Raw genomic sequence first — 23,777 nt, forward strand, 5'->3', positions numbered from 1 at the left:
GTGAAGGGGTGGGGCGAGTTCTCCCACGGTCTGTACTGCTGTGAACAGTCAGATTCGGCTTTTTCGTCCCACCACCCCTTCGAGTATCACCATACAAGCTGGCTTGCCGGCGATAGGGCCATGAGCGACAGCGCATATGCTAAATCGTTACCCTGACCGTAACGATCAGTGCCTGAGCTTGATTGATGCGCAACCACCCCAGCCCTAAGGTGACCCCCACGACAGCGAACCCGTGGAGTCACCATGACAACAACCAAGAATCCACCGCCGCAATGGTCGCGGCGGCGCGCCGAAAAGCAGCGCCGCCTTGACCGGGTCCGCCACCTCGCCGACGGCGTGGTGCTGCCCACCGAGCGTATCGTCGAAGCCTTGGAGCTGCTGCTGGCTCCCGGCGACCGGGTAGTGCTCGAAGGCAACAACCAGAAGCAGGCCGACTTCCTCTCGCGTGCGCTGGCCAAGGTCGACCCTGGGCGCCTGCACGACCTGCACATGATCATGCCCAGCGTCAGCCGCGCCGAGCACCTGGACCTGTTCGAACGTGGCATCGCCCGCAAGCTCGACTTCTCCTTCGCCGGCCCGCAGAGCCTGCGCATTGGACAGCTGCTGGAAGACGGCCTGCTCGAAGTCGGTGCCATCCACACTTATATCGAGCTGTACTCGCGGCTGCTGGTCGACCTGATCCCCAACGTCACCCTGGTGGCTGGTTTCATGGCCGACCGCGATGGCAACCTGTTCACCGGCCCCAGTACCGAAGACACCCCGGCACTGGTGGAGCCGGCCGCGTTCAGCGACGGCATCGTCATTGCCCAGGTCAACCAGCTGGTGGACCGCGTGGATGACCTGCCACGGGTCGATATCCCGGCATCCTGGGTCGATTTCGTGGTGGTTGCCGACCAGCCTTTCTATATAGAGCCGCTGTTCACCCGCGACCCGCGCCATATCAAGCCGGTGCACGTGCTGATGGCGATGATGGCCATTCGCGGCATCTACGAGAAACACCAGGTGCAGTCGCTGAACCATGGCATTGGCTTCAACACCGCCGCCATCGAACTGATCCTGCCCACCTATGGCGAGTCCCTGGGCCTGAAGGGCAAGATCTGCCGCAACTGGACACTCAACCCGCACCCGACGCTGATCCCGGCCATCGAGACCGGCTGGGTGGAAAGCGTGCACTGCTTCGGCACCGAGCTGGGCATGGAGGACTACATCGCCCAGCGCCCGGACGTGTTCTTCACCGGCCGTGATGGTTCGCTGCGTTCCAACCGCATGATGTGCCAGCTGGCCGGGCAATACGCTGTCGACCTGTTCATTGGCGCCACCCTGCAGGTGGATGGCGATGGCCATTCCTCGACCGTGACCCGCGGCCGCCTGGCCGGCTTCGGCGGTGCCCCGAACATGGGCCACGACCCCCGTGGCCGGCGCCATGCGACCCCGGCCTGGCTCGACATGACCGTGCCGGAAACCATGCTCGAACGCGGTCGCAAGCTGGTGGTGCAGATGGTCGAGACCTACCAGGAAGGCGGCAAGCCCACCTTCGTGGAAACCCTCGATGCCGTGGAAGTGGCCAGGAAAGCCGGCATGCCGCTGGCGCCAGTGATGATCTATGGCGACGACGTCACCCACCTGCTGACCGAGGAGGGCATTGCCTACCTGTACAAGGCCCGCAGCCTGGAAGAGCGCCAGCAGATGATCGCCGCCGTGGCCGGGGTTACCGCCATCGGCCTGCGACACGACCCCAAGGACACTCAGCGCCTGCGCCAGCAAGGCCTGGTCGCCTTGCCCGAAGACCTCGGTATCCGCCGCACCGACGCCAGCCGCGAGCTGCTGGCCGCGCGCAGCATCGCCGATCTGGTCGAATGGTCCGGCGGCCTCTACAACCCGCCTGCACGGTTCAGGAGCTGGTGATGAAAGCACTCGACTTGCAACCGCGTGGGCTTCTTCGCGAGCATGCTCGCTCCCACAGGGAAAGTGATGCACTTGAAGATAGCGCGGTCCCTGTGGGAGCGGGCATGCCCGCGAAGAGGCCGGCACAGGCAACCAAATTACCCCTGGCCGACCACCTGGCCGACCTGGCCGTGGAAGCCCTGATCGACGAAGCCGACCTGTCCCCCAAACCCGGCCTGGTCGACCGCCGTGGCAACGGCGCCCACCACGACATGACCCTGGCCCTGATGCATGCCTCGGCCCTGGCCCTGTGGCCATGCCTGCGCAACATGGCCGAAGCCGCCCAGGCCATCGGCACCCTCGGCCAGCCCCTGCGCGCCACCCTGGGCCAGCTCGGCCGCGAAGGCGAGGCGGCGATGCTGGCCGCGACCGGTGGGGTCAACACCCACCGCGGCGCAATCTGGGCCCTCGGCCTGCTGGTAGCATCCAAGGCCCTCGACACCCAGGCCGATGCCAACACCCTGGCTGCCCGTGCCGGTCGCATCGCACTGTTCGACGACCCCGCCATGACCACCCAAGACAGCCATGGCCTGCAGGTACGTTGCCGCTATGGCACTGGCGGCGCCCGCGAACAGGCGCAACAAGGTTTCCCGGCGGTTATCGGTCACGGCCTGCCGCAACTGCAGCGCAGCCGCGCCGCCGGTGCCAGCGAGCCGCACGCCCGGCTGGACGCGCTGCTGGCGATCATGGCCGTGCTCAACGATACCTGCGTGCTCTGGCGCAGCGGCCCGACCGGGCTGGCTGCCGTCCAGCACGGCGCCCGTACCGTGCTGAGCGAAGGCGGCAGCGCCACGCTGGCCGGGCGCCGACAGCTGCGCCGGCTGGACCAGCACCTGCTGCACCTGAATGCCTCACCGGGCGGCGCCGCCGATCTGCTGGCCGCCTGCCTGTTCCTCGACAAAGCCGGGAGCCTGTGACATGGAAACCCTGACCTTTCAATTCCCCGCCGCCGCCCCTGGGCGTGGCCGCACGCTGGTGGGCTGCGTCAGCTCCGGCGACCTTGAAGTGCTGATCGAACCCGGCACCGCCGGCAGCCTGCAAATCCAGGTGGTGACTTCGGTCAACGGCAGCGCTGCCCGCTGGGCGCAGCTGTTCCAGCGCCTGTTCGAGGGCCGCACCTGGCCGGCCGTGAACATCGACATCCATGATTTCGGCGCCACCCCAGGCGTGGTGCGCCTGCGCCTGGAGCAAGGCTTCGAGGAGATCGCCCATGACTGATATCGCACGCCTGCTGCACAGCCGCAGCTTTGTCGAACTGGGCGCCCGTCAACGCGCCCGCGCCGTGCTCGACCCGGGCAGCTTCCGTGAGCTGCTGGGCCCGTTCGACCGGCTTATGTCACCCTGGCTGCCGCGCCAGGGCATCGTGCCCCAGGCCGATGATGGCGTGGTCATCGCCAAGGGCCTGCTGAACGGGCGCAACGCTGTGGTTGCCGCCATCGAAGGCGGCTTCCAGGGCGGCAGCATGGGCGAGGTGGGGGGGGCCAAGATCGCCGGTGCGCTGGAGCTGGCCATCGAAGACAACCGCAAGGGCATCCCCACCTGCGCCGTGCTGCTGCTGGAAACCGGCGGTGTACGCCTTCAGGAAGCCAACCTGGGCCTGGCGGCGATTGCCGAAATACAGGCGGCGATTGTCGAGCTGCGCGCCTGGCAGCCGGTGGTCGGCCTGGTCGCAGGTTCGGTCGGCTGTTTCGGCGGCATGTCCATCGCCGCCGGCCTGTGCAGCCACTTGCTGGTCACCCGCGAAGCCCGCCTGGGCCTCAACGGCCCGCAGGTGATCGAGCAGGAAGCGGGCATCGGTGAATACGACGCCAAGGACCGCCCCTTCATCTGGAGCTTGACCGGCGGCGAGCAGCGCCACGCCAGCGGCCTGGTCGATGCCTATGTGGCCGATGACATCGAGGCGCTGCGCGAACGCTTGCTGCAATTGCTCGACGAGCCTTCAAGGGATCGCGCCGGTCAACACGCCTGGTTCCTCGAACGCCTGGCACTACTGGGCGATGGCTGCCCGCAACTGGATGCCGCTGGCGTGCGTGACCTTTACCAAGGAGAAGCCAAATGAACCGTTCCTTGAACTGGCTGCCGGGCCTGGCCGGCGGGCAAGCCTTGCCCGGCTACCCCGCGTCGTTGCGGGTAATCGACGGCGAACTGGACAACCGCCTGGCGCGTTTCATCGCCGTGGTGCCGGACGCTGACAACCCGTTCCCCCGGGCGCGCTCGGGCGAAGTCGGCCTGCTGGAAGGCTGGGGCCTGGCCAAGGCCGTGAGCGAAGCGGTCGAGGCTGACCGCCATGGCCAGAAGCGCGCCATCGTCGCGGTGATCGACGTGCCCAGCCAGGCCTATGGCCGCCGTGAGGAGGCGTTGGGTATTCACCAGGCTTTGGCCGCTGCGGTGCAGGCCTATGCCCAGGCGCGGCTGGCCGGGCACCCGGTGATCGGCCTGCTGGTCGGCAAGGCCATGTCTGGTGCCTTCCTGGCCCACGGTTACCAGGCCCAGCGCCTGATCGCCCTGGACGATGCCGGGGTCATGGTGCACGCCATGGGCAAGGCGGCGGCGGCGCGCATCACCCTGCGCAGCGTCGAGCAACTGGAAGCCCTGGCCGCCGAGGTGCCGCCAATGGCCTACGACCTGGCCAGCTACGCCTCGCTGGGCCTGCTGTGGCGCCGGCTGACGGTGGGCAGCGCCGAGATTCCGAGCAGTGCCGACATCGCCCAGGTACGTGCCTGCCTGGCAGATGCAGTGCGCGACATCGGCAGCTCGAGCGACCTGTCGTCGCGGCTGGCGGGCGAAAACCGCAGCGCCTCGCGCCAGGTGCGCGAACAGCTGCGCCGCCAGTGGCAGGGCGCTTGAGATGAACGCGCCAAGGCCGCACGACCTGCTCTGGGGCATGCCCGTATCGGGCCTGCCTGCTGATGCGCCGCGTTGGGCGCAGGAGGTGCTGCTGAGCGGCCAGCCGGTGGTGGTGCGCCGTGCCACCTGTGCGGACGGCTGGGTGGCGGTGGGGTTGCGTGGCCAGGGCAGGGCGCAGCGGTCGGGTGTACTGATGCGGCTGGCCGATATCCAGTGTCAGCAAGGCCCCGAAGCGCTGCGCTGGCAAGCTGAAAGCCCTTGGCCTGCATTGCAGGCCCTGGCCTCGGTCGCCCCGGTACTGGATGCCAGCGGCTTGGCCTGGGGGCCGACAGGTGGGGTGGGGTACCAGATCGCCACCGGTATGGAGGTAATACACGCCGACAGCGACCTGGACTTGCTGCTGCGCACGCCACAACCGCTGGCCCGGGCGCAGGCGCGTGAGCTGCTGGATATCCTCGATTGCGCGCCTTGTCGTATCGACCTGCAGCTGGAAACCCCGGCGGGTGCTGTCGCCCTGCGTGAGTGGGCCGGCTTCGCCCGCCGCGTGCTGCTCAAGTCGGCCCATGGCCCACGCCTGGTCAGCGACCCATGGGCAGCGATGGAGCGTGCAGCATGAGCAGCCTGTTCGCCTTCCCCGGCCAGGGCGCCCAGCAGGTGGGCATGCTGCAGCGCCTGCCTGAGGGTGCCGGGCAATTGCTGGAAGAGGCCAGTGACACCCTCGGCCAGCAGGCCCTGGCGCTGGACAGCCAGCAGGCCCTGCAGACGACCCGTGCCGTGCAGCTGTGCCTGCTGCTGGCTGGCGTGGCCTGGGCGCGCTGGCTGATGCAGCGCAGCCCCGCGCCGGATTACGTGGCGGGCTTGTCGATTGGCGCCTACCCGGCGGCGGTCACGGCGGGCGCCCTGGGCTTTGCCGATGCCGTGCGCCTGGTTGCCCTGCGTGGCGAACTGATGCAGCGCGCCTATCCGCAAGGCTACGGCATGACCGCACTCAGCGGCCTGGACCTGGCCTGTGTCGAACGCTTGTTGAGCGATACGGGCGGCGAGGTGTATGTCGCCAACCTCAACAGCGACAACCAGATCGTCATCGCCGGTAGCGATGGCGCGATGGCTGCGGTTGCCGCCAAGGCACGCCGCCTGGGCCAGGGCGTGGCCCGGCGCCTGGCGGTCAGCGTGCCGTCGCATTGCCCGTTGCTGGATGGCCCGGCGGCCGAACTGGCCAGTGCGTTCGCCACGGTCGAGCTGCAGCGACCGCGTATCACCTACCTCAGCGGCAGCAGTGCACGGCCGATATTCGACCCACAGCGTCTGCGCGACGACCTGGCCGGCAACATGGCGCGGGTGGTCGACTGGCGTGCTACGTTGCGCAACGCCTATGAGCGTGGCGTGCGCCTGCACCTGGAGCTGCCGCCCGGCAACGTGCTCGGCGGGCTGGCCCGGCCGGTGTTCGAACAGGGCAGGGTGGTTGCTGTTGAAGGCACCCGCCGGGACACCCTGGATGCGCTGCTGCGCCAGGAGGTGGCCAACGAACGATGACAGCGGCACCGCGGCGGATGGCGATCCCTGTGGGAGCGGGCGTGCCCGCGAAGCAGGCACCTCGGTGAATGGCACGGGCTTCGCCCGTGTTCGCGGGCACGCCCGCTCCCACAATGACTGCGAAAGCCGCACAAAAGTGTGTTTACGAAGAACAACAACAAGCAACTTCGACACTACCTGAGGACAACAACAATGATCATCTATGGTGTGGCACTGCTGGCGGTCTGCACGCTTGCCGGCGTCATCGTCGGCGACTTCCTGGGCGTGCTGCTGGGCGTCAAATCCAATGTGGGCGGGGTCGGCATCGCCATGATCCTGCTGATCTGCGCACGCCTGTACATGCACCGCAACGGCGGCATGAGCAAGGAATGCGAATTCGGCGTGGGCTTCTGGGGCGCCATGTACATCCCGGTGGTGGTGGCCATGGCTGCCCAGCAGAACGTGGTCACCGCCCTGCACGGCGGGCCGGTGGCGTTGCTGGCGGCAGTGGGTGCGGTACTGGTGTGCGGTGCGACCATTGCCCTGATCAGCCGCAGCCACCGCGGCGAACCCCTGCCGGCAGTGGAGGCCGGCCCCGAAAGCAATGTGCAGGCTGCCCCTGCAGGAGGGCGTTGATCATGTGGCCGATCATTGACAATGCCCTGGAACATAACGGTTTGATCACTGCCTTTGCGGTGGTGGGCGCGATCATGTGGTTGTCGGTGGTGCTGTCGAAGTACCTGACCTTCGGCCGCGTGCACGGCTCGGCCATCGCCATCGTCATCGGCCTGGTGCTGGCCTGGGTCGGCGGCACCATAACCGGTGGCCAGAAAGGCCTGGCCGACATGGCGCTGTTCTCCGGCATCGGCCTGATGGGCGGCGCCATGCTGCGCGACTTCGCCATTGTCGCCACGGCCTTCGAGGTGCAGGCCACCGAGGCGCGCAGGGCCGGGATGATCGGCGCGGTGGCGCTGCTGCTCGGCACGGTGCTGCCGTTCATTGTCGGCGCTGCGGTGGCCTACGCATTCGGTTACCGTGATGCGGTAAGCATGACCACCATCGGTGCGGGTGCGGTGACCTATATCGTCGGGCCGGTGACCGGTGCGGCGCTGGGGGCCAGCTCGGACGTGATGGCGCTGTCGATTGCCACCGGGCTGATCAAGGCGATCCTGGTGATGGTGTTTACCCCGGTATCGGCGCGCCTGCTGGCGCTGGACAACCCACGTTCGGCGATGGTGTTCGGCGGGTTGGCGGGGACGGTGTCGGGGGTGACGGCCGGGCTGGCGGCGACCGACCGGCGCCTGGTGCCGTACGGGGCACTGACAGCCACCTTCCATACCGGGTTGGGCTGCCTGATGGGCCCATCGATCCTGTACTTCTGCGTACGCGCCCTGGTCGGTTGACATCAATCTGCTGGACTGCGCAGACCCCTTGTAGGAGCGGCCTTGTGTCGCGATCGGGCCGCAACGCGGCCCCAGCGATATCCGCATCGCAGCCAAGATACTGGGGCCGCTGCGCGCCCCATCGCGACACAAGGCCGCTCCTACACCGACCGCATCGGTTTCAAGCCATGCGCTGTACTTGGGAGCAACTGTCTTGCTCAAATTCCAAAAGGTGGCGCGATTTGTGTGGGAGCGGCCTTGTGTCGCGAAAGGGCTGCAAAGCAGCCCCAGCAATGTCAACTGTTGCGCATCAACCCTGGGGCCGCGTTGCGGCCCTTTCGCGACACAAGGCCGCTCCCACAGGTACAGCGACAACCTCGAGAGCAATGCTGTACCTGTGGGAGCTGGCTTGCCGGCGATGAGGCCAGTCGACTCTACTTCAATGCCAGGTGATATCCCCGGCCTGCCGGTGGAACAGCAACTCTGTCAGGGCCTTGGTCATCTGAACATGATGCACCGCATTGACCAACATATTGATGCCGGGCTCGCCGGCGTTGGCGCAGATGAATTCGTCCAGCGTGTCTTCGATGCCAGACATCAGCTGAAGGGAGTGGATCAGAGCGTCAACCGAGGGCATGTCCTGGTTGATGGTGTAGAAGGGGCGGGACGTCAGTTTGACGGGTGGGTCGGGGACAAGCTTTTTTCATTATGTAATTCCAGCTTCTAGAGGAATGGAACTACCGCCTGAATCTTTCTCATGGATTGAAGGTGGCAGCCGTACGCGGGTGTGAGAAAGCCGAGAAGAAGCTAGCAAAGACCCGGCCAGGCGAAAGCCCGCCCACGTACGGCCACCATAGAGGTGCTGCTAGCTTATCTGTCGGGTTCTCATGCCCGGTCACCGAAGCGACCCGAAAACGTTATCCGTGAGGTGTTTCCCCGACAACAGCGATAGTTCGGCAGCGCGCGTAGGATAATTCCCAAGCGGGTCGTTTCTGAAGTATTTGGTTTTATGTTCAGAAATGTCTTACAGGCGCTGAAAATCTTGTGACGAACACCTGCAACCCACCCCCCGTTTCGGGGAAAACCGCTGGGGAATCCTCCCCAATCTGTTTCGTTTGCCGCTGCAACCAACTGAAAATAAAAGCAATCCGCTCCTGGCATACACCTTGCTCCAGCTCCACGCAGAGATCCTGTGTCCCGGAGGTGCAGCATGTCTATGCCACTCAAAGGCCCCATCCTGTCATCACTCGTTCTGGCCTTGCTCGGCTGGGAGTCGACCAGCGAAGCCGCCGTGCAGTGCCAGCGCACCCTGGTCGCCAACGTGGTGGCGCTGGACCAGCCACTGATGTTCAACCGCCTTGGCGCGCAAAACGCCAACGGCATGATGTTCGCCCTGCGCGAGGATGTGGTGGACGACAAGATGGTCCCCCTCAGCAGCGGCGGGGCGGCAGTACCGGGCAAGGTCACCCTGCGCCCGGACAAGCGCCCGCGGCCCATCGTGCTGCGGGTGGCCGCCGGTGAATGCCTTACCGTCAACCTGACCAACCTGCTCGACTACAAGGCCAACCCCAACAAGCACGGCATCGAGGCCGAAGAGGCTGAGGGCGAAGAGGAGGGGCCGGAGCTCGACAACGAAGCCGCCGAAGGCTTCGTCGCCGACGAGCAGGTGGCCGAGCGCATGGTCGGCTTCCAGGTCAACGGCATGCAGGCGGTCAACAGCATTGCCGACATTTCTGCCTACACCGGGCGTAACGGCAACTTCTTCCTCAGCCCCGGCAGCACCCGCAGTTATACCTTGTACGCCGAACGCGAAGGCGCTTTCGCCGCTACCAGCAAGGCCGCCACCTTCGGCGGCGAGGGTACTGCGGGCAACGTTGCCAACGGCCTGTTCGGCCAGGTAGTGGTGGTGCCCAAGCTCGGCCGCACCTACCGTAATACCCTCACCGAAGAAGAAATGCGCCTGGCCACCACCGGCCGTACCGCCACCGGCCAGCCGGTGATCGACTACGAAGCCCGCTACCCGCAAATGCAACCCTGGATCGCCGAAGGCAAGGCCGGCAAGCCGATCATTGCCATGGTCGACGGCAACCAGATCATCAACAGCGAAACCGATGCCATCGTCATGGGCCCCAACCCCGATGGCAGCTTCCCCAAATCCACCTACCCGCTGGAAAGCCTGGGCAAGCGCAACCCGGCGCTGCCCAACCGCCTGGAGGCGTTCCGTGACTTCGCCTCGCAGTTCGCCGACGAGGTCGCCGGCACCCAGGCGTTCCCTGGCTACTGGGCCGACCCGGTGATGGGCCACGTACTGGAACCCACCCGCGACTCGTTCATGATCAACTACGGTTCCGGTGGCATGGGCGCCGAAGTGGTGGCCAACCGCCTGGGCGTGGGGCCGATGCACGACTGCCTGTCGTGCGCCTACGAGGAGTTCTTCCTCAGTGCGCACACTGTCGGTGACGTCGGTACTTTGGTGGACGTGCCGGCCAACGTCGGCCTGGAGCACATCCGCCCTGGCGAGGTACCACCGGCCAGCGCCGTCGGGGTCAAGGCCAGCATGGCCCTGTTCCCGGCGGAACCGGCCAACGTGCATCACAGCTACATCGGTGACTTCACCAAGTTCCGCAACACCCACAACGGCCATGAGCAGCACATCTTCCACCTGCACGGCCACCAGTGGCTGTTCAACCCCAATGACGACAATTCCGACTACGTCGATGCCCAGGGCATCGGCGCGGGGGTCGGCTACACCTACGAAATCGCCAACGGCGGTTCGGGCAACCGCAACCGGGTGGCGGGCGATGCCATCTACCATTGCCACTTCTACCCGCACTTCGCCCAGGGCATGTGGGCCATGTGGCGGGTGCACGACGTGTTCGAGGAAGGCACCCGCCTCGAGGTGAGCGGGCAGGGCGAGAACGGCTTCCACAACACCCCGTTCGCCCTGCGCAGCGGCAAGCCGGCGGTTGGCGCCCGGGCCCTGCCCGATGGCGAGATCGTTGCCGGCACGCCGATCCCGGCCATCGTGCCGCTGCCCGGCAAGGCCATGGCGCCGATGCCAGGCAAGGTGGTGGTGGTACCGAAGCTGTCCGAAGAGCTGGTTGCCGCCAATGACGACGACGAGCCCGAGGAAGAAGAGGATGAGGAGCCAGCCAACCAGGCGCCGGTTCGCAAGGCCATCGGCTCGCTGGCGCTGGTCGACCGCAGCGACGCCAACCGCAACGCCGACGGCACCTTGAAAAACCCCGGCTATCCGTTCTGGATCGGCGGCATGGAAAGCAGCGTGGGCAACCGCCCACCAACCCCGCCACTGGACATGCTCGACCCGGCCATGGCACGCCAGCTCAAGGAAAGCGGCAACGCACTGTGGGCCAACCTCGACCCGAACCAGGTCGATGGCTGGGACGGCGGCCTGGGGCGCCACGCGCTGGACGGCGTATCCGCCGGCGGCGAGGCCGAAACCACCACCACCAAGCTCGATTTCACCAAGGTGGTACACAAGGCCAAGCCGATCTACCTGCCCGAAGAGGGCACCGATGTCGAGCAGGCGGCCATGCAGTTCCACGCCCTGGCCGAACACCCAAGCTTCGCCTTGATCCCCGGCAGCCAACCGGTGGCCAAGGCGTTCCGCACCAACGGCGCCTTGCCGACTGCCGGCGCGCCGTTCTACGAGCCGTGCATGGATGACCGGGGCAAACGCCTGACCCAGTCTTCCGGGGTAGGCGAGTACTTCAGCGGCGAGAGCCTGGCGGGCCTGAACTTCCGTGGCGCCTCGGTCTTCACCGCCGACCGCCCACGCATCTACAAGGGCGCCAACATCCAGTTCGACGCGGTGTACAACAAGGTCGGCTACCACTTCCCGCAGGCCCGCATCATCGCCCTGTGGGAAGACGCCTGGCCGGTAATCACCAAGCAGCGCCCGCCAGAGCCGCTGGTGATGCGCATGAACACCTTCGACTGCACCATGTACCAGCACACCAACCTGATCCCGAACATCTATGAGATGGACGACTACCAGGTGCGCACCCCGACCGACGTGATCGGCCAGCACATCCACCTGCCCAAGTGGGACCTGACCGCCGCCGACGGCTCGGCCAACGGCTGGAACTACGAAGACGGCATCCTTTCGCCCGGCAGCGTGGTCGAGCGGGTGCAGGCCATTCGTGCCTACAACGGCTGCACCCAGGGCGATAGCCGCGACGGCACCGCCGCCTGCCCGCAAGCCCGGCAGCACCCGTACTTCGGCCGCTTCGGCCGGGCCGACTGGCTGGGCGCACGCACGGCCATGCAGCGCTGGTTCGCCGACCCGCTGGTGAACGTGTACAACGTCGACCGTGGCCTGGGCACCATCTTCACCCACGACCACCTCGGCCCATCGACCCACCAGCAGCTTGGGCTGTATGCCACCGTATTGGCCGAGCCGGCCAACTCCACCTGGTACCACGCCGAAACCGGCGAGAAGCTGTACAACCCGGCCACGCGCCAGGACGGTGGCCCGACCTCGTGGCAGGCGGTGATCCAGACCGGTGACCACGATGGCGACGGCAAGAACGACAGCTACCGCGAGTTCTTCCTGGAATACAGCGACTTCCAGCACGCCTATGAGGCCGGTGTGTATGTCGGCGCCGGGCCGGACGGCATCCCCAATGCCCAGTCGTACCCGGCCACCGCCGACAGCTTCCGCTACGCCATCAACCCGCCGGTGCGCGGCAAGGCGTCGAACCTGCTGGAGGCCATCGTCGAGGAACGCGGCGGCATCAACCCCGGTTGCCCAAGCCGGCCCTGCCCGCAGGCAATCTCGGTGGATGACCCGGGCATGTTCGTCGTCAACTACCGCAACGAGCCCCTGGCCCTGCGTGTGTACGACCCGAACAAGGTCGGCCCGGACGGCAAGCGTGGCATGCAGGCCGACGGCCTGGCCGGCGACCTGAGCTACGCCTTGCAAACCCGTACCGACCGCGCCATCCCGGCACTGAACCTGGCGCCCTCGGCGATCACCTCGGCGGTCGGCCCTACCGGCGGCACCACGCTGTTCCCGCCGCACATCAACGCGGCCGGCAGCGAACCGGGCGACCCGTTTACCCCGATGCTGCGCACCTACTCCGGTGACAACGTACGCCTGCGCATGCATGCCGGTGGCCATGAAGAGGAGCACAACATCACCTTGCATGGCGTGAAGTGGCTGCAGAACGGCACCGGCTACGGCAACAGCTCCAACTCGGGCTGGAAGTCATCGCAGATGATCGGTATTTCCGAACAACTGGGCTTCATGGCACCGGTGTCGATGATCTCCAGTTCGGCAGCCACCAACGGTGACTACCTGTATTCGCTGGATGCGGCCCTGGAGGGCTACTGGAACGGCATCTGGGGCATCATGCGCAACTACACCGCGCAGCGTGCCGACCTGTTCCCGCTGCCCAACAACCCGCAGCCGGTGGCCATGCGCAACACCGTGAACTTCGATGGCATCTGCCCGAAAACCACGGCCAACCCCAACGGCATCGGCAGCCGCCCCACGGTCAAGCGCAGCTACGAAATCGTCGCGGCACTGGCCAACGACATCCTCGAGAACCGCAACGGCGTCAGCATCAACGACCCGGCCGGTGTCGGCCAGCATGTCGGCGGCCCGCTCAAGGCCAACGGCGGCACCCTGGTGTTCAACAGCCGCAAGACCGCCATCCCGCTGGTCAGTGGGGTAGACCCCGAAGATGGGGAACCCTTCACCATCGGTGGTCACAGCGCGCCGCTGCACGACCCGACCGCGATCCTGTATGTGCGCAAGGCCGACCTGGACGCTACCACCGGCAAGCTCAAGGCGGGCGTGCCCGTGGAGCCGCTGGTGCTGCGCGCCAACGCCGGCGAGTGTATCAGCATCACCCTGGAAAACCGCCTGCCACTGGTGATGCCGGACCTGCCCAGCACTGCGGTGATGCACAACGTGGTCAAGCGTGACCGCTTCGACAGCGAGGGTGCCACCGCCTTTGCCAACAACCTGATGCGGCCGTCCAGCCACGTGGGCCTGCATGCCCAGCTGCTGGCCTACGACATCACCAAGTCCGACGGCGCCAACGTCGGCCTCAACCCGGTGCAGACCGTGGCCCCGCGTGCCGGCACCAGTGGCGCCTGGCCGACCCGTACCTACCAGTACTATGCCGGCCACCTGGAGCGTGAAGGCAAGCCGGTGTCGCAACTGGGCCGCACGGTGGACAACATCAACACCACGGCCATCGAGTTCGGCGGCCTCAACCTGACCCCGTCGGACTTCATCAAGCAGCCGCAGAAAGGCCTGGTGGGTGCCATGAGCATCCTGCCGCAGACCGCCACCTGGACCGAAGACGGCGCAACACGGGCCCAGGCCACGGTCAAGGTCACCGGCCAGCCGGACTACCGCGACTTCGTCACGGTCTGGCAGCGTGCGCTGAACATGCGCTGGGCCGACGGCCGCCCGGTGGAGGGCATCAATACCGAAGGCAACGGCGCCGCCGGCGACCCGCAGGACAACGGCAACATGGCGGTCAACTACAAGACCGAGCCCCTGTGGCTGCGCTTCGGCATGGCCCCCGACTCACCCTTCGGCCGCGCCGCCGGCCTGGGCTTTGGCGATGTGCCCAATGCCCACATGGCCTACGCCAACGCCCTGGTCGGTGGCGACCCGCAAACCCCGGTGCTGTACGCCAAGCCCGGCCAGCCAGTGCGCAACCATATCGTGATGCCCAGTGGTGGCAGCCGCGGCATGGTCTACCAGCTGGATGGCCACTTGTGGCCGCTGCACAACTACCAGGCCGAGAAGAACGACGTGGACGGCTACCCGCTGAGCCTGCCTGGCATCGGCTCGGTGCGCTTCGGCTACAACCCGATGGCCATGTACATCGGGGCCCAGGAAAGCGTGCTGCCGGCCGCGCACTTCAGCTTCATGCTGCCCAGTGCCGGCGGTGCCAACGCGGTGGCGGGTGACTACCTGTTCCGCGACTACGCCGCCTACGGCAACCTTTCGGGGCTGTGGGGGATCTTGCGGGTGACCAATGAAGCGCCGCCGGCAACGGCACCGGCGCAGTGACGGTAAATGGGGGCGCGAACATGAACAAGAAAACCCGCCTTGCATACATGGGGGTAGCGCTGGGGGCTGTGCTGATCGGCCTGGGCGTGGCCTATGAAAGCCTCTGGTGCGATCCGCGCGAGTATTTGCAGGGCTCTGACGACCCGCAGGCCCCGCACCGGCTCAGCCGCGACGGCGTGACCGTGGAGTTCGAGGCCCGGCCGCTGGCGGGGGGCGAGCTGCAGGAGGGCAGCTTCGCCAACATCCGTTTCAAGGTCAGCGACCAGGCCAGTGGCCAGCCGCTGTCGGGCATGGCCCCGGGGGCGTGGATCGACCCGACGCAGTCGGCCCCGGAGGGCGACCGCGACCAGAGCTGCAAGGCCCGTGTCGCGCTGTTCCTCAAAAGCAGTATCGGCGCCCGGCCTTTGCTCGACCTGAACAGCTACTTCCTGTTGATGATGAACAAGGACGCCAGCCTGACGGTGATCGACCCGACCGTTTCGGTGGGCGGCGTGACCAGCACCATGGCCCGCATCGACCTGCCTGGGCGGCCCATGGACTGGGTGGCTACTGGTGACGACAAGCTGGTGTTCGTGTCCATCCCGGAGCGCGGCAAGGTCTCGGTGATCGATACCGAGACCTTCACCCGCGTGGCCGACCTGAACGCTGGCGACCAGCCCCTGCGCGTGGCCCTGCAGCCGGACCAGCACCGGCTGTGGGTAGGCAACAACAGCAGCGACCCGGCCAAGGGCGGGGTAACGGTGATCGATGTACCGGGGCGCAACACCCTGAAAACCTTCAACACCGGCGGCGGGCACCACGAAATCGCCTTCAGTGCCGACTCGCGCTACGCCTATGTCAGCAACCGCGACAGCGGCACCCTGAGCGTCATCGACATCCCGGAAATGCGCCTGGCCAAGACCATCAAGGTTGGCCCGCACCCGCTGTCGGTCAGTTATTCGGCGTTGTCCCAGGCGGTGTACGTGGTCGATGGCGAGGAGGGCAGCGTGCGCGTGTTCGATGCCCGCAACCACCAGCTGCGCCACACGGTCCAGGCCGCCCAGGGCCTGGGGCCGATGCGCTTCAGCAGCGATGGCCGCTACGGCATCGTGCTCAACACCCTGGAGAACCAGGCCCTGGTGATCGACGCCAGTACCGACAAGCTGATCCACCAGATCCCGGTGGCGGCCGAACCGTACCAGCTGACCTTCACCAAGGGCTATGCCTACGTGCGCGGCCTGGCTTCGCCGAAGGTGAGCATGATCAACCTGGCCAGCCTGGGCGAAGGGCGTTCGCCGATCATCCAGGGCTTCGAGGCTGGCCCGGCGGCGCCACGCCAGGCCGGTGACCTGCCGCTGGCCCAGGGGCTGTCGGTGTCGCGTGACGACAATTCGGTGTTCGTGGTCAATCCGGTGGACAACACCACCTACTTCTACGCCGAAGGCATGAACGCACCGATGTCCGGCTACAACAACCGTGGCCACCAGGCCCGCGCCGCCATCGTCGTCGACCGCAGCCTGCGCGAACTGGCACCGGGCGTGTACGGCTCGACGGTGAAGATGCCCGCCGCCGGCAAGTTCGACGTGGCCTTCCTGCTCAACCAGCCGCAGATCATCCACTGCTTCAGCACCGACGTGGCCGCAGCGCCGAATGCCGGCAAGCGCAAGGGCGCCCACGCCGAGTTCATCGGCCTGGACCGGCCGTTGTCGCAGCACAGCGCCGTTACCGCGCGGGTGCGCATCGTCGGCGACGACGGCCAGCCGCGCCTGGGCCTGAGCGACCTGAGCCTGCGCTACTTCCTGGCGCCTTCGTCCATGCCGCAAAACCTGCAACTGGAGGAGGTGGGCGAGGGCATCTATCAGGCAGCCCTGACCCTGCCCGAAGCCGGCGCCTGGTACCTGCACGTGCAGTCGCCGTCGCTGGGGCGCAGGTTCGCCGAGGAAAACTACACCAGCCTGCGCGTCCTGCCGGCCGCAACGTCCACCGTTTCCGAGAATGACGTGAGGAGTCTGCGATGAACGCCAAGCATGCTTGCAAACTGTTGGCCCTGAGCCTGGCTTTGGCCGGCACCCTGGCTCTGGCCCATGGTGGCCACGATCACAACGGCCACGCCGAACAGCCGCCGGCGGCGCGCCAGGAAAAGGCCAGCGTGCGCTTTGCCGATGTCTCGCTGCTGAACCAGGACGGCATGCCGGTACGCCTGGAAAAAGACCTGGTGGGCGACCACCTGGTGGTCATGGGCTTCATCTACACCAGCTGCACCACGGTGTGCCCGGTGGTGTCGTCGATCATGGGCAAGGTCCAGCAGCAACTGGGTGGCCGGGTAGGGCAAGACATTCATCTGGTGTCGATCAGCGTCGACCCGCAACGTGACGACGCCAAGCGCCTGCAGGACTACGCCAAGGCCTTCCAGAAGGGGCCGGGCTGGAGCTGGCTGACCGGCACGCCGTACGCCATCAGCGAAACCCTCAAGGGCCTGGGCAGCTTCAGCGCCGACCTCAGCCAGCACCCGCCGCTGATCCTGGTGGGTGACGGGCGCACCGGGCACTGGACGCGCTACTACGGGTTCACCGACCCGGCAGTGCTGATCGACGAAATCAACCGCCTCGGCGCCCGCCGGGTGCATGCCAAGAGCACGGCCATTGCCGACCATCACGAGGTGCAACCATGAGCCAGGTAAGCAACCGCCGCGTTGGCATGCGCGGTTTTGACTGGCTGGTGCTGGGTGGCTGCCTGTGGATCCTCGCTTCGGTGGCGTTCGCCCATGAAGGCCATGCCCCGCAGGCACCAGAACCGCAGCCGGCCCCGCAGGCGATGACCAGTGGCGGCGGCACCCGCGATGCCCGGACCTGGTTCACCGACACTGTGCTCAAGGACCAGAACGGCCGCGAGCTGCGCTTCTACAGCGATGTGCTCAAGGACAAGGTGGTGATGCTCAACGTGATCTTCACCCACTGCACCGACGCCTGCCCGCTGATTACCCGCAAGTTGCGCGAAGTGCGCGAGACCATGGGGCCGCAGCTGGCCAGCCAGGTGACCTTCGTGTCGATCAGCAGCGACCCGCTCAACGACACCCCCGAAGTGCTCAAGGCGTTTGCCGAGAAGCAGGGCGTGGAAGGGCCCAACTGGTTGTTCCTGACCGGTGACAAGGCCAATGTCGACCTGGTGCTCGGCCGCATCGGCCAGTTCCTGCCCAGCCCCGAGCAGCATTCGACACAGCTGATTGCCGGCGACGTGGCCGGCAAGCGCTGGAGCAAGATCCGCCCGGATGCACCGCCTGCGGCGATTGCCCAGCGCATGCAGTTGCTGGCACTGCCTTTGGCAGGGCGGTGAGCATCATGAATGCCTTGGTGGCCTTATGCTGTTGCTGCCGGCCTCATCGCCGGCAAGCCGGCTCCCACAGGTATGACACTGCCTTCAGGCACGCTGCGATCTTTGTGGGAGCTGGCTTGCCGGCGATGAGGCCTGAGCAGGCTGAAAAAGCCATGAGCACGATCCTGGTTGTGCTTTTGAGCCTGATGTTTTGTGCTCCGGCCTTTGCCCTGGACCTCAGCGCCAACGAACAAGCCGGCAAACACCTCTACCGCGAAGGCGTCTCCAGCAGCGACGCACAGCTGCAGGCCCGGGTCGGTGCCAGCGACATGACGGTCCCCGCCAGCGTGCTGCCCTGTGCCAGCTGCCACGGCAACGATGGCCGCGGCCGCGCCGAAGGGGGAGTACGCCCGCCCAGCCTCGACTGGCAGCGCCTGGCGCAAGGCCAGGGCGAACGCGAGGTCAACGGCCGCCGCTATCCGGCCTACACCGACAGCAGCCTGGCCCGGGCCATTCAGCACGGCGTCGACCCGGCCGGTAATCGCCTGGACCCGGCCATGCCACGCTTCGAGCTGACCCTGGCCGACCAGCGCAACCTCACGGCCTACCTCAAGCGCCTGGCCCAGGAACGTGACCCCGGCGTGGAGGAGGGTGTGCTGCGCCTGGGCACCTTGCTGCCGGCATCCGGCCCGCTGGCCGAGGCCGGGCAGGTGGTGCGTGCGGTGCTGGAAGACGGCCTGACGCAACTCAACCAGCAGGGTGGCATCCACGGGCGACGCCTGGAACTGGTGGTGCTCGACCCGGGCGCCGACCCGGCCAGCGCCGAACAGGCGCTGCAGCAGTTGCTGGAGCAGGAGCGGGTATTCGCCCTGATCGCGCCATTGGTACCCATGCTCGACCAGCGCCTGGCAACCTTGCTGGCGCCACACAATGTACCGCTGATCGGCAGCACCCCACGCAGCGGCGGCAGCCCACAGATTTTCGACCCGTTGCCCGGCTTGCCCGCGCAATTGCTGAGCCTGGCCGGCCACGCCCGCGCGGCGCTGGGCATGGCAGCGGGCGACCTGCGTGTGGTGTATGCCGGCAATGAACATGCGGCGTTGGCAGAACAGGTGCGCGAACGCCTGCTGCAGCAGGGCTGGGCAACACCTGCGGCCCAGGCCTTTGCAGGCAAAGCCGTGGACGGGCAGGGCATTGTCTTCCTCGGCCGTGCCCAGGCCTTTGCCGAACTGGCTTCGGCGCTGCAGGCAGCCGGCCGCCAGCCATACCTGTTTGGCGCCTCCAGCCAGGTGACCGGCGCCGTGGCGCGCTTGCCCGAGTTCTGGTCGCAACGGGTGTTCCTGGCTTATCCCTACGTGCCCGAGGACTGGACCGAACAGGGCCTGGCGACCCTGGCCGGCCTGCAGCAGCGCCAGGGCCTCGACCCTCGCCAGGCGTCGTTGCAGGTCAACACCCTGTGCGCCCTGCGCCTGTTGAGCGAAGCGTTGAAGCAGACTGGCCGTGACACCAGCCGCGAGCAGCTGATTGCCGCGCTGGAAGGCCTGCATGATGTGTCCACCGGCCTGACCCCGGCCCTGGGTTTCGGCCCCGGTCGCCGCCAGGGCATGGCCGGTGCCTACGTGGTGGCGGTGGCCCTGCCCGGGCCGCGCTTTACCGCGGTCACCCCGTACCGGCCACTGCCGGACAGCCCTTGAGCGGAGGTTGCCATGCGTGTTCTGTTGTTGTGCCTGTTGCAGGTGCTGGCCAAGGCAAGCTGGGCCGATATGCCGGCGGCGCGGGTCAACGGTGTGGAGATCGAGACGATGCGCCTGGAGCGCTACTTCAGCGAATACCTGGACGCCCAGGGCCGCGCGGTGGCCAGCATCCGCAACCCGAACCTGTACCAGCGCCTGCGCGATCAGGCCCTGGATGAACTGATCGACAAGGAGCTGTTGTGGCAGGAGGCCCAGCGCCTCGGCATAGCCATCAGCGACGAGCAGGTGTCGGCGCATGTGGGCGAGATCGAGGCCGCGCTTGGCAGCCCGGCAATTTTTGAGCGGCGGCTGGCGGAAGCGGGCTTCGATAGGGCACAGTACAATGAGTACACCCGGCGCGAGCTGGCCGCGCAGCAGGTGTACGCCCAGCTCAGCGCGGTCGCCGCGCCCAGCGAGGCCGAAGTGGAGGCATTCTATGATGCCAATTCGCAAAACCTGCAAGGAGTGCAGCAACAAAGTGACGAGCCTTCGGTCATACGCGAACAGGGCCTGGTCCTGGCCAGGGCCACGCTCATCGGGCAGCGGGAGGCGCAGGCGCGCCAGTCCGTGCGCCAACGTTTGCGTGCGTCCGCTACCGTGGAGATCGCCGACTGAAGCCCCTGATGGCGTTTCCCCAATGCTGGGGAATAACGAAATGGCAGTGTGCCATCAGTTTCCCCGCATGTGGGGAACGGGGCCGGTGCGCCTGCCCGACGCGTTGCGGGTGGCGAACGGAACTTCCGCAAAATCAATGAGTTACGGTTATTCAGCATGACTATTCACGCCTGGCACGAAGCCTGCTCAAGCCTGTACAGGGGCGCACTTCGCAGACCGGGTAACCGGGCAGTTCTTGGGAGTCGACCTTGGTGAACAGAGTATTGGTAGTCGATGACGAACAGACTCTTGCGCAGAACCTGCAAGCGTACCTGCAGGCGCAAGGCCTGGAAGTTCATGTTGCCCATGACGGTGCCAGTGGTATCGAGCAGGCTGCAAGCCTGGCACCGCAAGTGATCGTGCTGGATTACCGCTTGCCCGACATGGAGGGGTTTCAGGTTCTGGAGACCGTACACAGGAACAGGCAGTGCCACTTCGTGCTGATTACCGCCCACCCCACCGTCGAGGTGCGTGAGCGGGCCGCCGAACTGGGTGTGAGCCATGTCCTGTTCAAGCCGTTCCCGTTGGTGGAACTGGCCCGTGCAGTCTTCGACCTGATGGGCATCGAGCGCCGGCGCAGGGCCACGGACAACCCGGCTGAAGGGTTCGTCGAACGACGCCAGAACAGGAACGAATCGTTCCCCCTGCAGTTGTACGATGGAAGCTGGGTATTGGCCGACCGCCGCCGTAACGGCGCCAAGCCCCCAGGGCCCGACGACGATCAACTGCTCACAGGGGAATAGCGGCGCCCGCACCCCTGGCCGAGCCAGCCTGCGACGCGCCCCTGAGCGGAGTCGCAGGCCATGCCAGAAGCATTCGATGCAACCGTTACGGCCTTATCGCCGGCAAGCCAGCTCCCACAGGATTCGCGTTGCCTTCAGGATTGCGCTGTACCTGTGGGAGCGGGCATGCCCGCGAAGAATCCAACACCATTCTCAGCCTACCCCCGCGACCTGCTGGCCCAGGCCCGCCTGCAAACCAGCGACGAACGCCTGCTCACCCGCCTGGAACAGCTGGCCGGCGACACCCCCGACACCTTCACCCAGCGCCTGGGCCTGACCCTGCATTACCCGGTGCTGGGCAGCCACACACTGCTGGCCAGCACCCCACGCTTCGACAAGGTCAGCCTGGCGATGTGCCTGAAGCGTGAATTCGTGCTGATCGAGCAGGGCGGCCAACTGCTGGGCGTGTTCGCCGACCCCTTCGACCACGCCCGCCTGGCCTGGATCGACGACGTGCTGCAAGGCGCACCGCTGTACCTGGCCCACGCCGCCGACCTGGCCACCTTCCTGGCCCGCCACGAAGAAAGCTTCCACGCCGTGGACGCCCTTGACCACGACGCCGAAACCAGCAGCGAAAGCGACCCGCTGCAGCGCCTGTCGCTGGCCAGCATCAGCGAAGACCAGAGCCGCGTGGTCAAGCTGGTCAACTCCACCCTGTACGACGCCCTCAAGCTGCACGCCAGCGACATCCACCTGGGCATGACCGGCCAGGGCCTGACCATCAAGTACCGCATCGACGGTGTGCTAAACGGCGCCGGCAAGGCCAGCGGCAGCGCCTTCGCCGACCAGGTGATCTCGCGCATCAAGGTGATGGCCGAGCTGGACATCGGCGAAAAACGCGTGCCTCAGGACGGCCGTTTCAAGGTTGCCGTGGGCGACCGGCAAATCGACTTCCGGGTATCGATCATGCCCAGCATCTTCGGCGAAGACGCGGTGCTGCGGGTGCTCGACAAGCAGGACCTGTCCGACCGGGTCAGCGGCGTTCAGCTGCAGGCCCTGGGCTTTGCCGAGGAAACCCTGCGCGCCCTGCGCCGGCTGGCCGCCGAGCCCTACGGCATGATCCTGGTCACCGGCCCCACCGGCAGCGGCAAGACCACCACCCTGTACGCCATGATCAGCGAGATCAACCACGGCGTGGACAAGATCATCACCATCGAGGACCCGGTCGAATACCAGCTGCCCGGCGTGCTGCAGATCCCGGTCAACGAGAAGAAGGGCCTGACGTTCGCCCGCGGCCTGCGCTCGATCCTGCGCCACGACCCGGACAAGATCCTGGTCGGTGAAATCCGCGATCCGGACACCGCGCAAATCGCCGTGCAGTCGGCGCTCACCGGCCACCTGGTGTTTACCACCATCCACGCCAACAACGTGTTCGATGTGATCGGCCGCTTCAGCCAGATGCAGGTCGACCCCTACAGCTTCGTCTCTGCGCTCAATGCGGTGCTGGCCCAGCGCCTGATCCGCCTGGCCTGCCCGCATTGCGCCACGCCGTGTGAAGTCGACGACGACACCCTGTACGGCGCGGGCCTGACCCGCGAGGGCGTGGCCGGCTGGAAGTTCGTCCGCGCGCAGGGCTGCGGCCAGTGCCGCGGCAGTGGCTACCGCGGCCGCAGCGCCATCGCCGAACTGCTGCACCTGGACGACGACCTGCGGCAGATGATCGTCGAACGCCGCCCCCTGTCGCAAATCAAGAACCTCGCCTGCCAGCGCGGCCTGCGCCTGCTGCGGGCCTCGGCCCTGGACCTGGTCCGGGATGGCCGTACCACTCTCGAGGAGATCAACCGTGTCACATTCATCTGATCGTGGCGGTTACAGATACAGTGCCGTACTCGGCGCCGAAGGTGTAGGCCTGGGTAGCTGGCATGCCAATCACCACCAATGGCTGGGCAGCCGCGACTTTACCTGCGATGCCGCCCAACCGGCCTGGGAGGCCGCCGTCGACGCCCTGGCCACGCTGCTGGCCGAGCATGCCGTGCGCGGTGCCCAGTTGCGGGTACTGCTGTCGGCCCGCTACAGCCGCTTCTGCCTGGTGCCCTGGAGTGATGCCATCAGCCACCCGCGCGAACTGGACGCCTACGCCCGGGCCTGTTTCGAAAACCTCTACGGGCAACCGCTGGACGACTGGCGCATCGTGCTGTCGCCCGAGCCGGCCGGCGCCGCGCGCATCGCCACGGCGCTGCCCGAAGCCCTGCTGCAGCGGCTGCAGGCGCTGGGCCGGGAAAGCCACCTGAGCCTGCGCTCGGTGCAGCCGTATCTGATGGCCGCCTACAACCGCTGCTCGGCACAGCTGGAGCAGGGCGACTTCCTGTTCGTCCTGGCCGAACCGCGCCGCAGCGTGCTGCTGCTGGCCGCCGGTGGGGCCTGGCAGCAAGTGCTGGCGCAAGGCTGCGCCGACAGCGACCAGGCCCTGCAAGCATTGATCGAGCGCACCTGCGAGCTGTACGGCGAGCACCTGCCACGGGTCTACCTGCATGCCCCGGGCCGGGGCGAGGTGCCGCAACTGGCGGCGGTGCAGCTGTGCCAGCCGGCCAGCGATGCCGACCCGCTGTGCGCCATGTGGCGGGCGGTGGCCTGA

The 23,777-nt window shown here is 66.6% G+C and carries 19 protein-coding genes; 18 read left to right on the forward strand and 1 reads right to left on the reverse strand.

Features of this window, described 5'->3' with window-relative positions; all coding sequences use genetic code 11:
• Positions 1 to 243 precede the first annotated feature (243 nt).
• From mdcA to madM, 9 genes are all read left to right on the forward strand, one after another.
• Positions 244 to 1,905: a malonate decarboxylase subunit alpha gene (gene mdcA, locus CAG22_RS18860; protein ID WP_015270609.1), complete on the forward strand. Its 1,662-nt coding sequence runs from the start codon at positions 244 to 246 to the stop codon at positions 1,903 to 1,905.
• A gap of 104 nt (positions 1,906 to 2,009) precedes the next feature.
• Positions 2,010 to 2,861 (forward strand): triphosphoribosyl-dephospho-CoA synthase, encoded by an 852-nt coding sequence (locus CAG22_RS18865; protein ID WP_256573528.1) that lies wholly within the window; start codon positions 2,010 to 2,012, stop codon positions 2,859 to 2,861.
• A gap of 1 nt (position 2,862) precedes the next feature.
• Positions 2,863 to 3,162 (forward strand): malonate decarboxylase subunit delta, encoded by a 300-nt coding sequence (locus tag CAG22_RS18870; RefSeq protein WP_024087234.1) that lies wholly within the window; start codon positions 2,863 to 2,865, stop codon positions 3,160 to 3,162.
• On the forward strand, positions 3,155 to 4,003 hold the full coding sequence (locus CAG22_RS18875; RefSeq protein ID WP_085588420.1) for a biotin-independent malonate decarboxylase subunit beta: 849 nt from the start codon (positions 3,155 to 3,157) through the stop codon (positions 4,001 to 4,003). Before CAG22_RS18870 ends, CAG22_RS18875 begins: the two co-directional genes overlap by 8 nt.
• Positions 4,000 to 4,791: a biotin-independent malonate decarboxylase subunit gamma gene (gene mdcE, locus CAG22_RS18880; protein ID WP_085588422.1), complete on the forward strand. Its 792-nt coding sequence runs from the start codon at positions 4,000 to 4,002 to the stop codon at positions 4,789 to 4,791. Before CAG22_RS18875 ends, mdcE begins: the two co-directional genes overlap by 4 nt.
• A 1-nt stretch (position 4,792) precedes the next feature.
• Positions 4,793 to 5,407: a malonate decarboxylase holo-ACP synthase gene (locus CAG22_RS18885; protein WP_085588424.1), complete on the forward strand. Its 615-nt coding sequence runs from the start codon at positions 4,793 to 4,795 to the stop codon at positions 5,405 to 5,407.
• Positions 5,404 to 6,324 (forward strand): malonate decarboxylase subunit epsilon, encoded by a 921-nt coding sequence (mdcH, locus tag CAG22_RS18890; RefSeq protein ID WP_085588426.1) that lies wholly within the window; start codon positions 5,404 to 5,406, stop codon positions 6,322 to 6,324. The genes CAG22_RS18885 and mdcH overlap by 4 nt, the downstream gene beginning before the upstream one ends.
• A 192-nt stretch (positions 6,325 to 6,516) precedes the next feature.
• On the forward strand, positions 6,517 to 6,939 hold the full coding sequence (madL, locus tag CAG22_RS18900; protein WP_003258591.1) for a malonate transporter subunit MadL: 423 nt from the start codon (positions 6,517 to 6,519) through the stop codon (positions 6,937 to 6,939).
• 2 nt (positions 6,940 to 6,941) lie between these two features.
• Positions 6,942 to 7,706: a malonate transporter subunit MadM gene (gene madM / locus CAG22_RS18905; RefSeq protein ID WP_024087229.1), complete on the forward strand. Its 765-nt coding sequence runs from the start codon at positions 6,942 to 6,944 to the stop codon at positions 7,704 to 7,706.
• 418 nt (positions 7,707 to 8,124) lie between these two features.
• Here madM and CAG22_RS18910 read toward each other — a convergent pair whose 3' ends face one another.
• Positions 8,125 to 8,322: a hypothetical protein gene (locus CAG22_RS18910; protein ID WP_085588428.1), complete on the reverse strand. Its 198-nt coding sequence runs from the start codon at positions 8,320 to 8,322 to the stop codon at positions 8,125 to 8,127.
• A gap of 573 nt (positions 8,323 to 8,895) precedes the next feature.
• On the opposite strand from CAG22_RS18910, the gene mnxG reads away from it, so the two are divergent.
• The 9 genes from mnxG (at position 8,896) to CAG22_RS18955 (ending at position 23,777) form a co-directional block, all read left to right on the forward strand.
• Positions 8,896 to 14,742 (forward strand): manganese-oxidizing multicopper oxidase MnxG, encoded by a 5,847-nt coding sequence (mnxG, locus tag CAG22_RS18915; protein WP_085588431.1) that lies wholly within the window; start codon positions 8,896 to 8,898, stop codon positions 14,740 to 14,742.
• Between the two features lie 20 nt (positions 14,743 to 14,762).
• Complete coding sequence (locus CAG22_RS18920) at positions 14,763 to 16,739, forward strand: cytochrome D1 domain-containing protein (protein WP_085588433.1); 1,977 nt, start codon at positions 14,763 to 14,765, stop codon at positions 16,737 to 16,739.
• Positions 16,736 to 17,392: an SCO family protein gene (locus CAG22_RS18925; protein WP_085588435.1), complete on the forward strand. Its 657-nt coding sequence runs from the start codon at positions 16,736 to 16,738 to the stop codon at positions 17,390 to 17,392. Before CAG22_RS18920 ends, CAG22_RS18925 begins: the two co-directional genes overlap by 4 nt.
• On the forward strand, positions 17,389 to 18,054 hold the full coding sequence (locus CAG22_RS18930) for an SCO family protein (RefSeq protein ID WP_085705942.1): 666 nt from the start codon (positions 17,389 to 17,391) through the stop codon (positions 18,052 to 18,054). The genes CAG22_RS18925 and CAG22_RS18930 overlap by 4 nt, the downstream gene beginning before the upstream one ends.
• Positions 18,055 to 18,206: 152 nt before the next feature.
• The gene (locus tag CAG22_RS18935; RefSeq protein ID WP_085705943.1) at positions 18,207 to 19,727 is read left to right on the forward strand and encodes an ABC transporter substrate-binding protein; all 1,521 of its coding nucleotides are present in this window, start codon (positions 18,207 to 18,209) and stop codon (positions 19,725 to 19,727) included.
• A gap of 12 nt (positions 19,728 to 19,739) precedes the next feature.
• A complete protein-coding gene (locus CAG22_RS18940) occupies positions 19,740 to 20,381 on the forward strand; it encodes a SurA N-terminal domain-containing protein (protein ID WP_085588441.1) in 642 nt (213 codons plus the stop codon).
• 248 nt (positions 20,382 to 20,629) lie between these two features.
• Positions 20,630 to 21,163, forward strand: a complete 534-nt coding sequence (locus tag CAG22_RS18945) for a response regulator (RefSeq protein ID WP_025339371.1) — start codon at positions 20,630 to 20,632, stop codon at positions 21,161 to 21,163.
• Positions 21,164 to 21,328: 165 nt separating this feature from the next.
• Positions 21,329 to 23,002, forward strand: a complete 1,674-nt coding sequence (locus CAG22_RS18950) for a GspE/PulE family protein (protein WP_085692464.1) — start codon at positions 21,329 to 21,331, stop codon at positions 23,000 to 23,002.
• Positions 22,986 to 23,777 (forward strand): hypothetical protein, encoded by a 792-nt coding sequence (locus tag CAG22_RS18955; RefSeq protein ID WP_085705944.1) that lies wholly within the window; start codon positions 22,986 to 22,988, stop codon positions 23,775 to 23,777. The genes CAG22_RS18950 and CAG22_RS18955 overlap by 17 nt, the downstream gene beginning before the upstream one ends.

The organism is Pseudomonas sp. B8(2017) (assembly GCF_002113575.1).
Lineage (GTDB): Bacteria > Pseudomonadota > Gammaproteobacteria > Pseudomonadales > Pseudomonadaceae > Aquipseudomonas > Aquipseudomonas putida_Z.

What these genes read in the sequence shown, in the direction of transcription:
- CAG22_RS18950 (WP_085692464.1), top strand. Translation starts at nt 21,329, where the DNA reads ATGCCCGCGAAGAATCCAACACCATTCTCAGCCTACCCCCGCGACCTG.
- madM (WP_024087229.1), top strand. Translation starts at nt 6,942, where the DNA reads ATGTGGCCGATCATTGACAATGCCCTGGAACATAACGGTTTGATCACT.
- CAG22_RS18910 (WP_085588428.1), bottom strand. Translation starts at nt 8,322, where the DNA reads ATGCCCTCGGTTGACGCTCTGATCCACTCCCTTCAGCTGATGTCTGGC.
- madL (WP_003258591.1), top strand. Translation starts at nt 6,517, where the DNA reads ATGATCATCTATGGTGTGGCACTGCTGGCGGTCTGCACGCTTGCCGGC.
- CAG22_RS18940 (WP_085588441.1), top strand. Translation starts at nt 19,740, where the DNA reads ATGCGTGTTCTGTTGTTGTGCCTGTTGCAGGTGCTGGCCAAGGCAAGC.
- CAG22_RS18875 (WP_085588420.1), top strand. Translation starts at nt 3,155, where the DNA reads ATGACTGATATCGCACGCCTGCTGCACAGCCGCAGCTTTGTCGAACTG.
- CAG22_RS18870 (WP_024087234.1), top strand. Translation starts at nt 2,863, where the DNA reads ATGGAAACCCTGACCTTTCAATTCCCCGCCGCCGCCCCTGGGCGTGGC.
- CAG22_RS18865 (WP_256573528.1), top strand. Translation starts at nt 2,010, where the DNA reads ATGCCCGCGAAGAGGCCGGCACAGGCAACCAAATTACCCCTGGCCGAC.
- mdcH (WP_085588426.1), top strand. Translation starts at nt 5,404, where the DNA reads ATGAGCAGCCTGTTCGCCTTCCCCGGCCAGGGCGCCCAGCAGGTGGGC.
- mdcA (WP_015270609.1), top strand. Translation starts at nt 244, where the DNA reads ATGACAACAACCAAGAATCCACCGCCGCAATGGTCGCGGCGGCGCGCC.
- CAG22_RS18930 (WP_085705942.1), top strand. Translation starts at nt 17,389, where the DNA reads ATGAGCCAGGTAAGCAACCGCCGCGTTGGCATGCGCGGTTTTGACTGG.
- CAG22_RS18920 (WP_085588433.1), top strand. Translation starts at nt 14,763, where the DNA reads ATGAACAAGAAAACCCGCCTTGCATACATGGGGGTAGCGCTGGGGGCT.
- mdcE (WP_085588422.1), top strand. Translation starts at nt 4,000, where the DNA reads ATGAACCGTTCCTTGAACTGGCTGCCGGGCCTGGCCGGCGGGCAAGCC.
- CAG22_RS18925 (WP_085588435.1), top strand. Translation starts at nt 16,736, where the DNA reads ATGAACGCCAAGCATGCTTGCAAACTGTTGGCCCTGAGCCTGGCTTTG.
- CAG22_RS18935 (WP_085705943.1), top strand. Translation starts at nt 18,207, where the DNA reads ATGAGCACGATCCTGGTTGTGCTTTTGAGCCTGATGTTTTGTGCTCCG.
- CAG22_RS18885 (WP_085588424.1), top strand. Translation starts at nt 4,793, where the DNA reads ATGAACGCGCCAAGGCCGCACGACCTGCTCTGGGGCATGCCCGTATCG.
- mnxG (WP_085588431.1), top strand. Translation starts at nt 8,896, where the DNA reads ATGTCTATGCCACTCAAAGGCCCCATCCTGTCATCACTCGTTCTGGCC.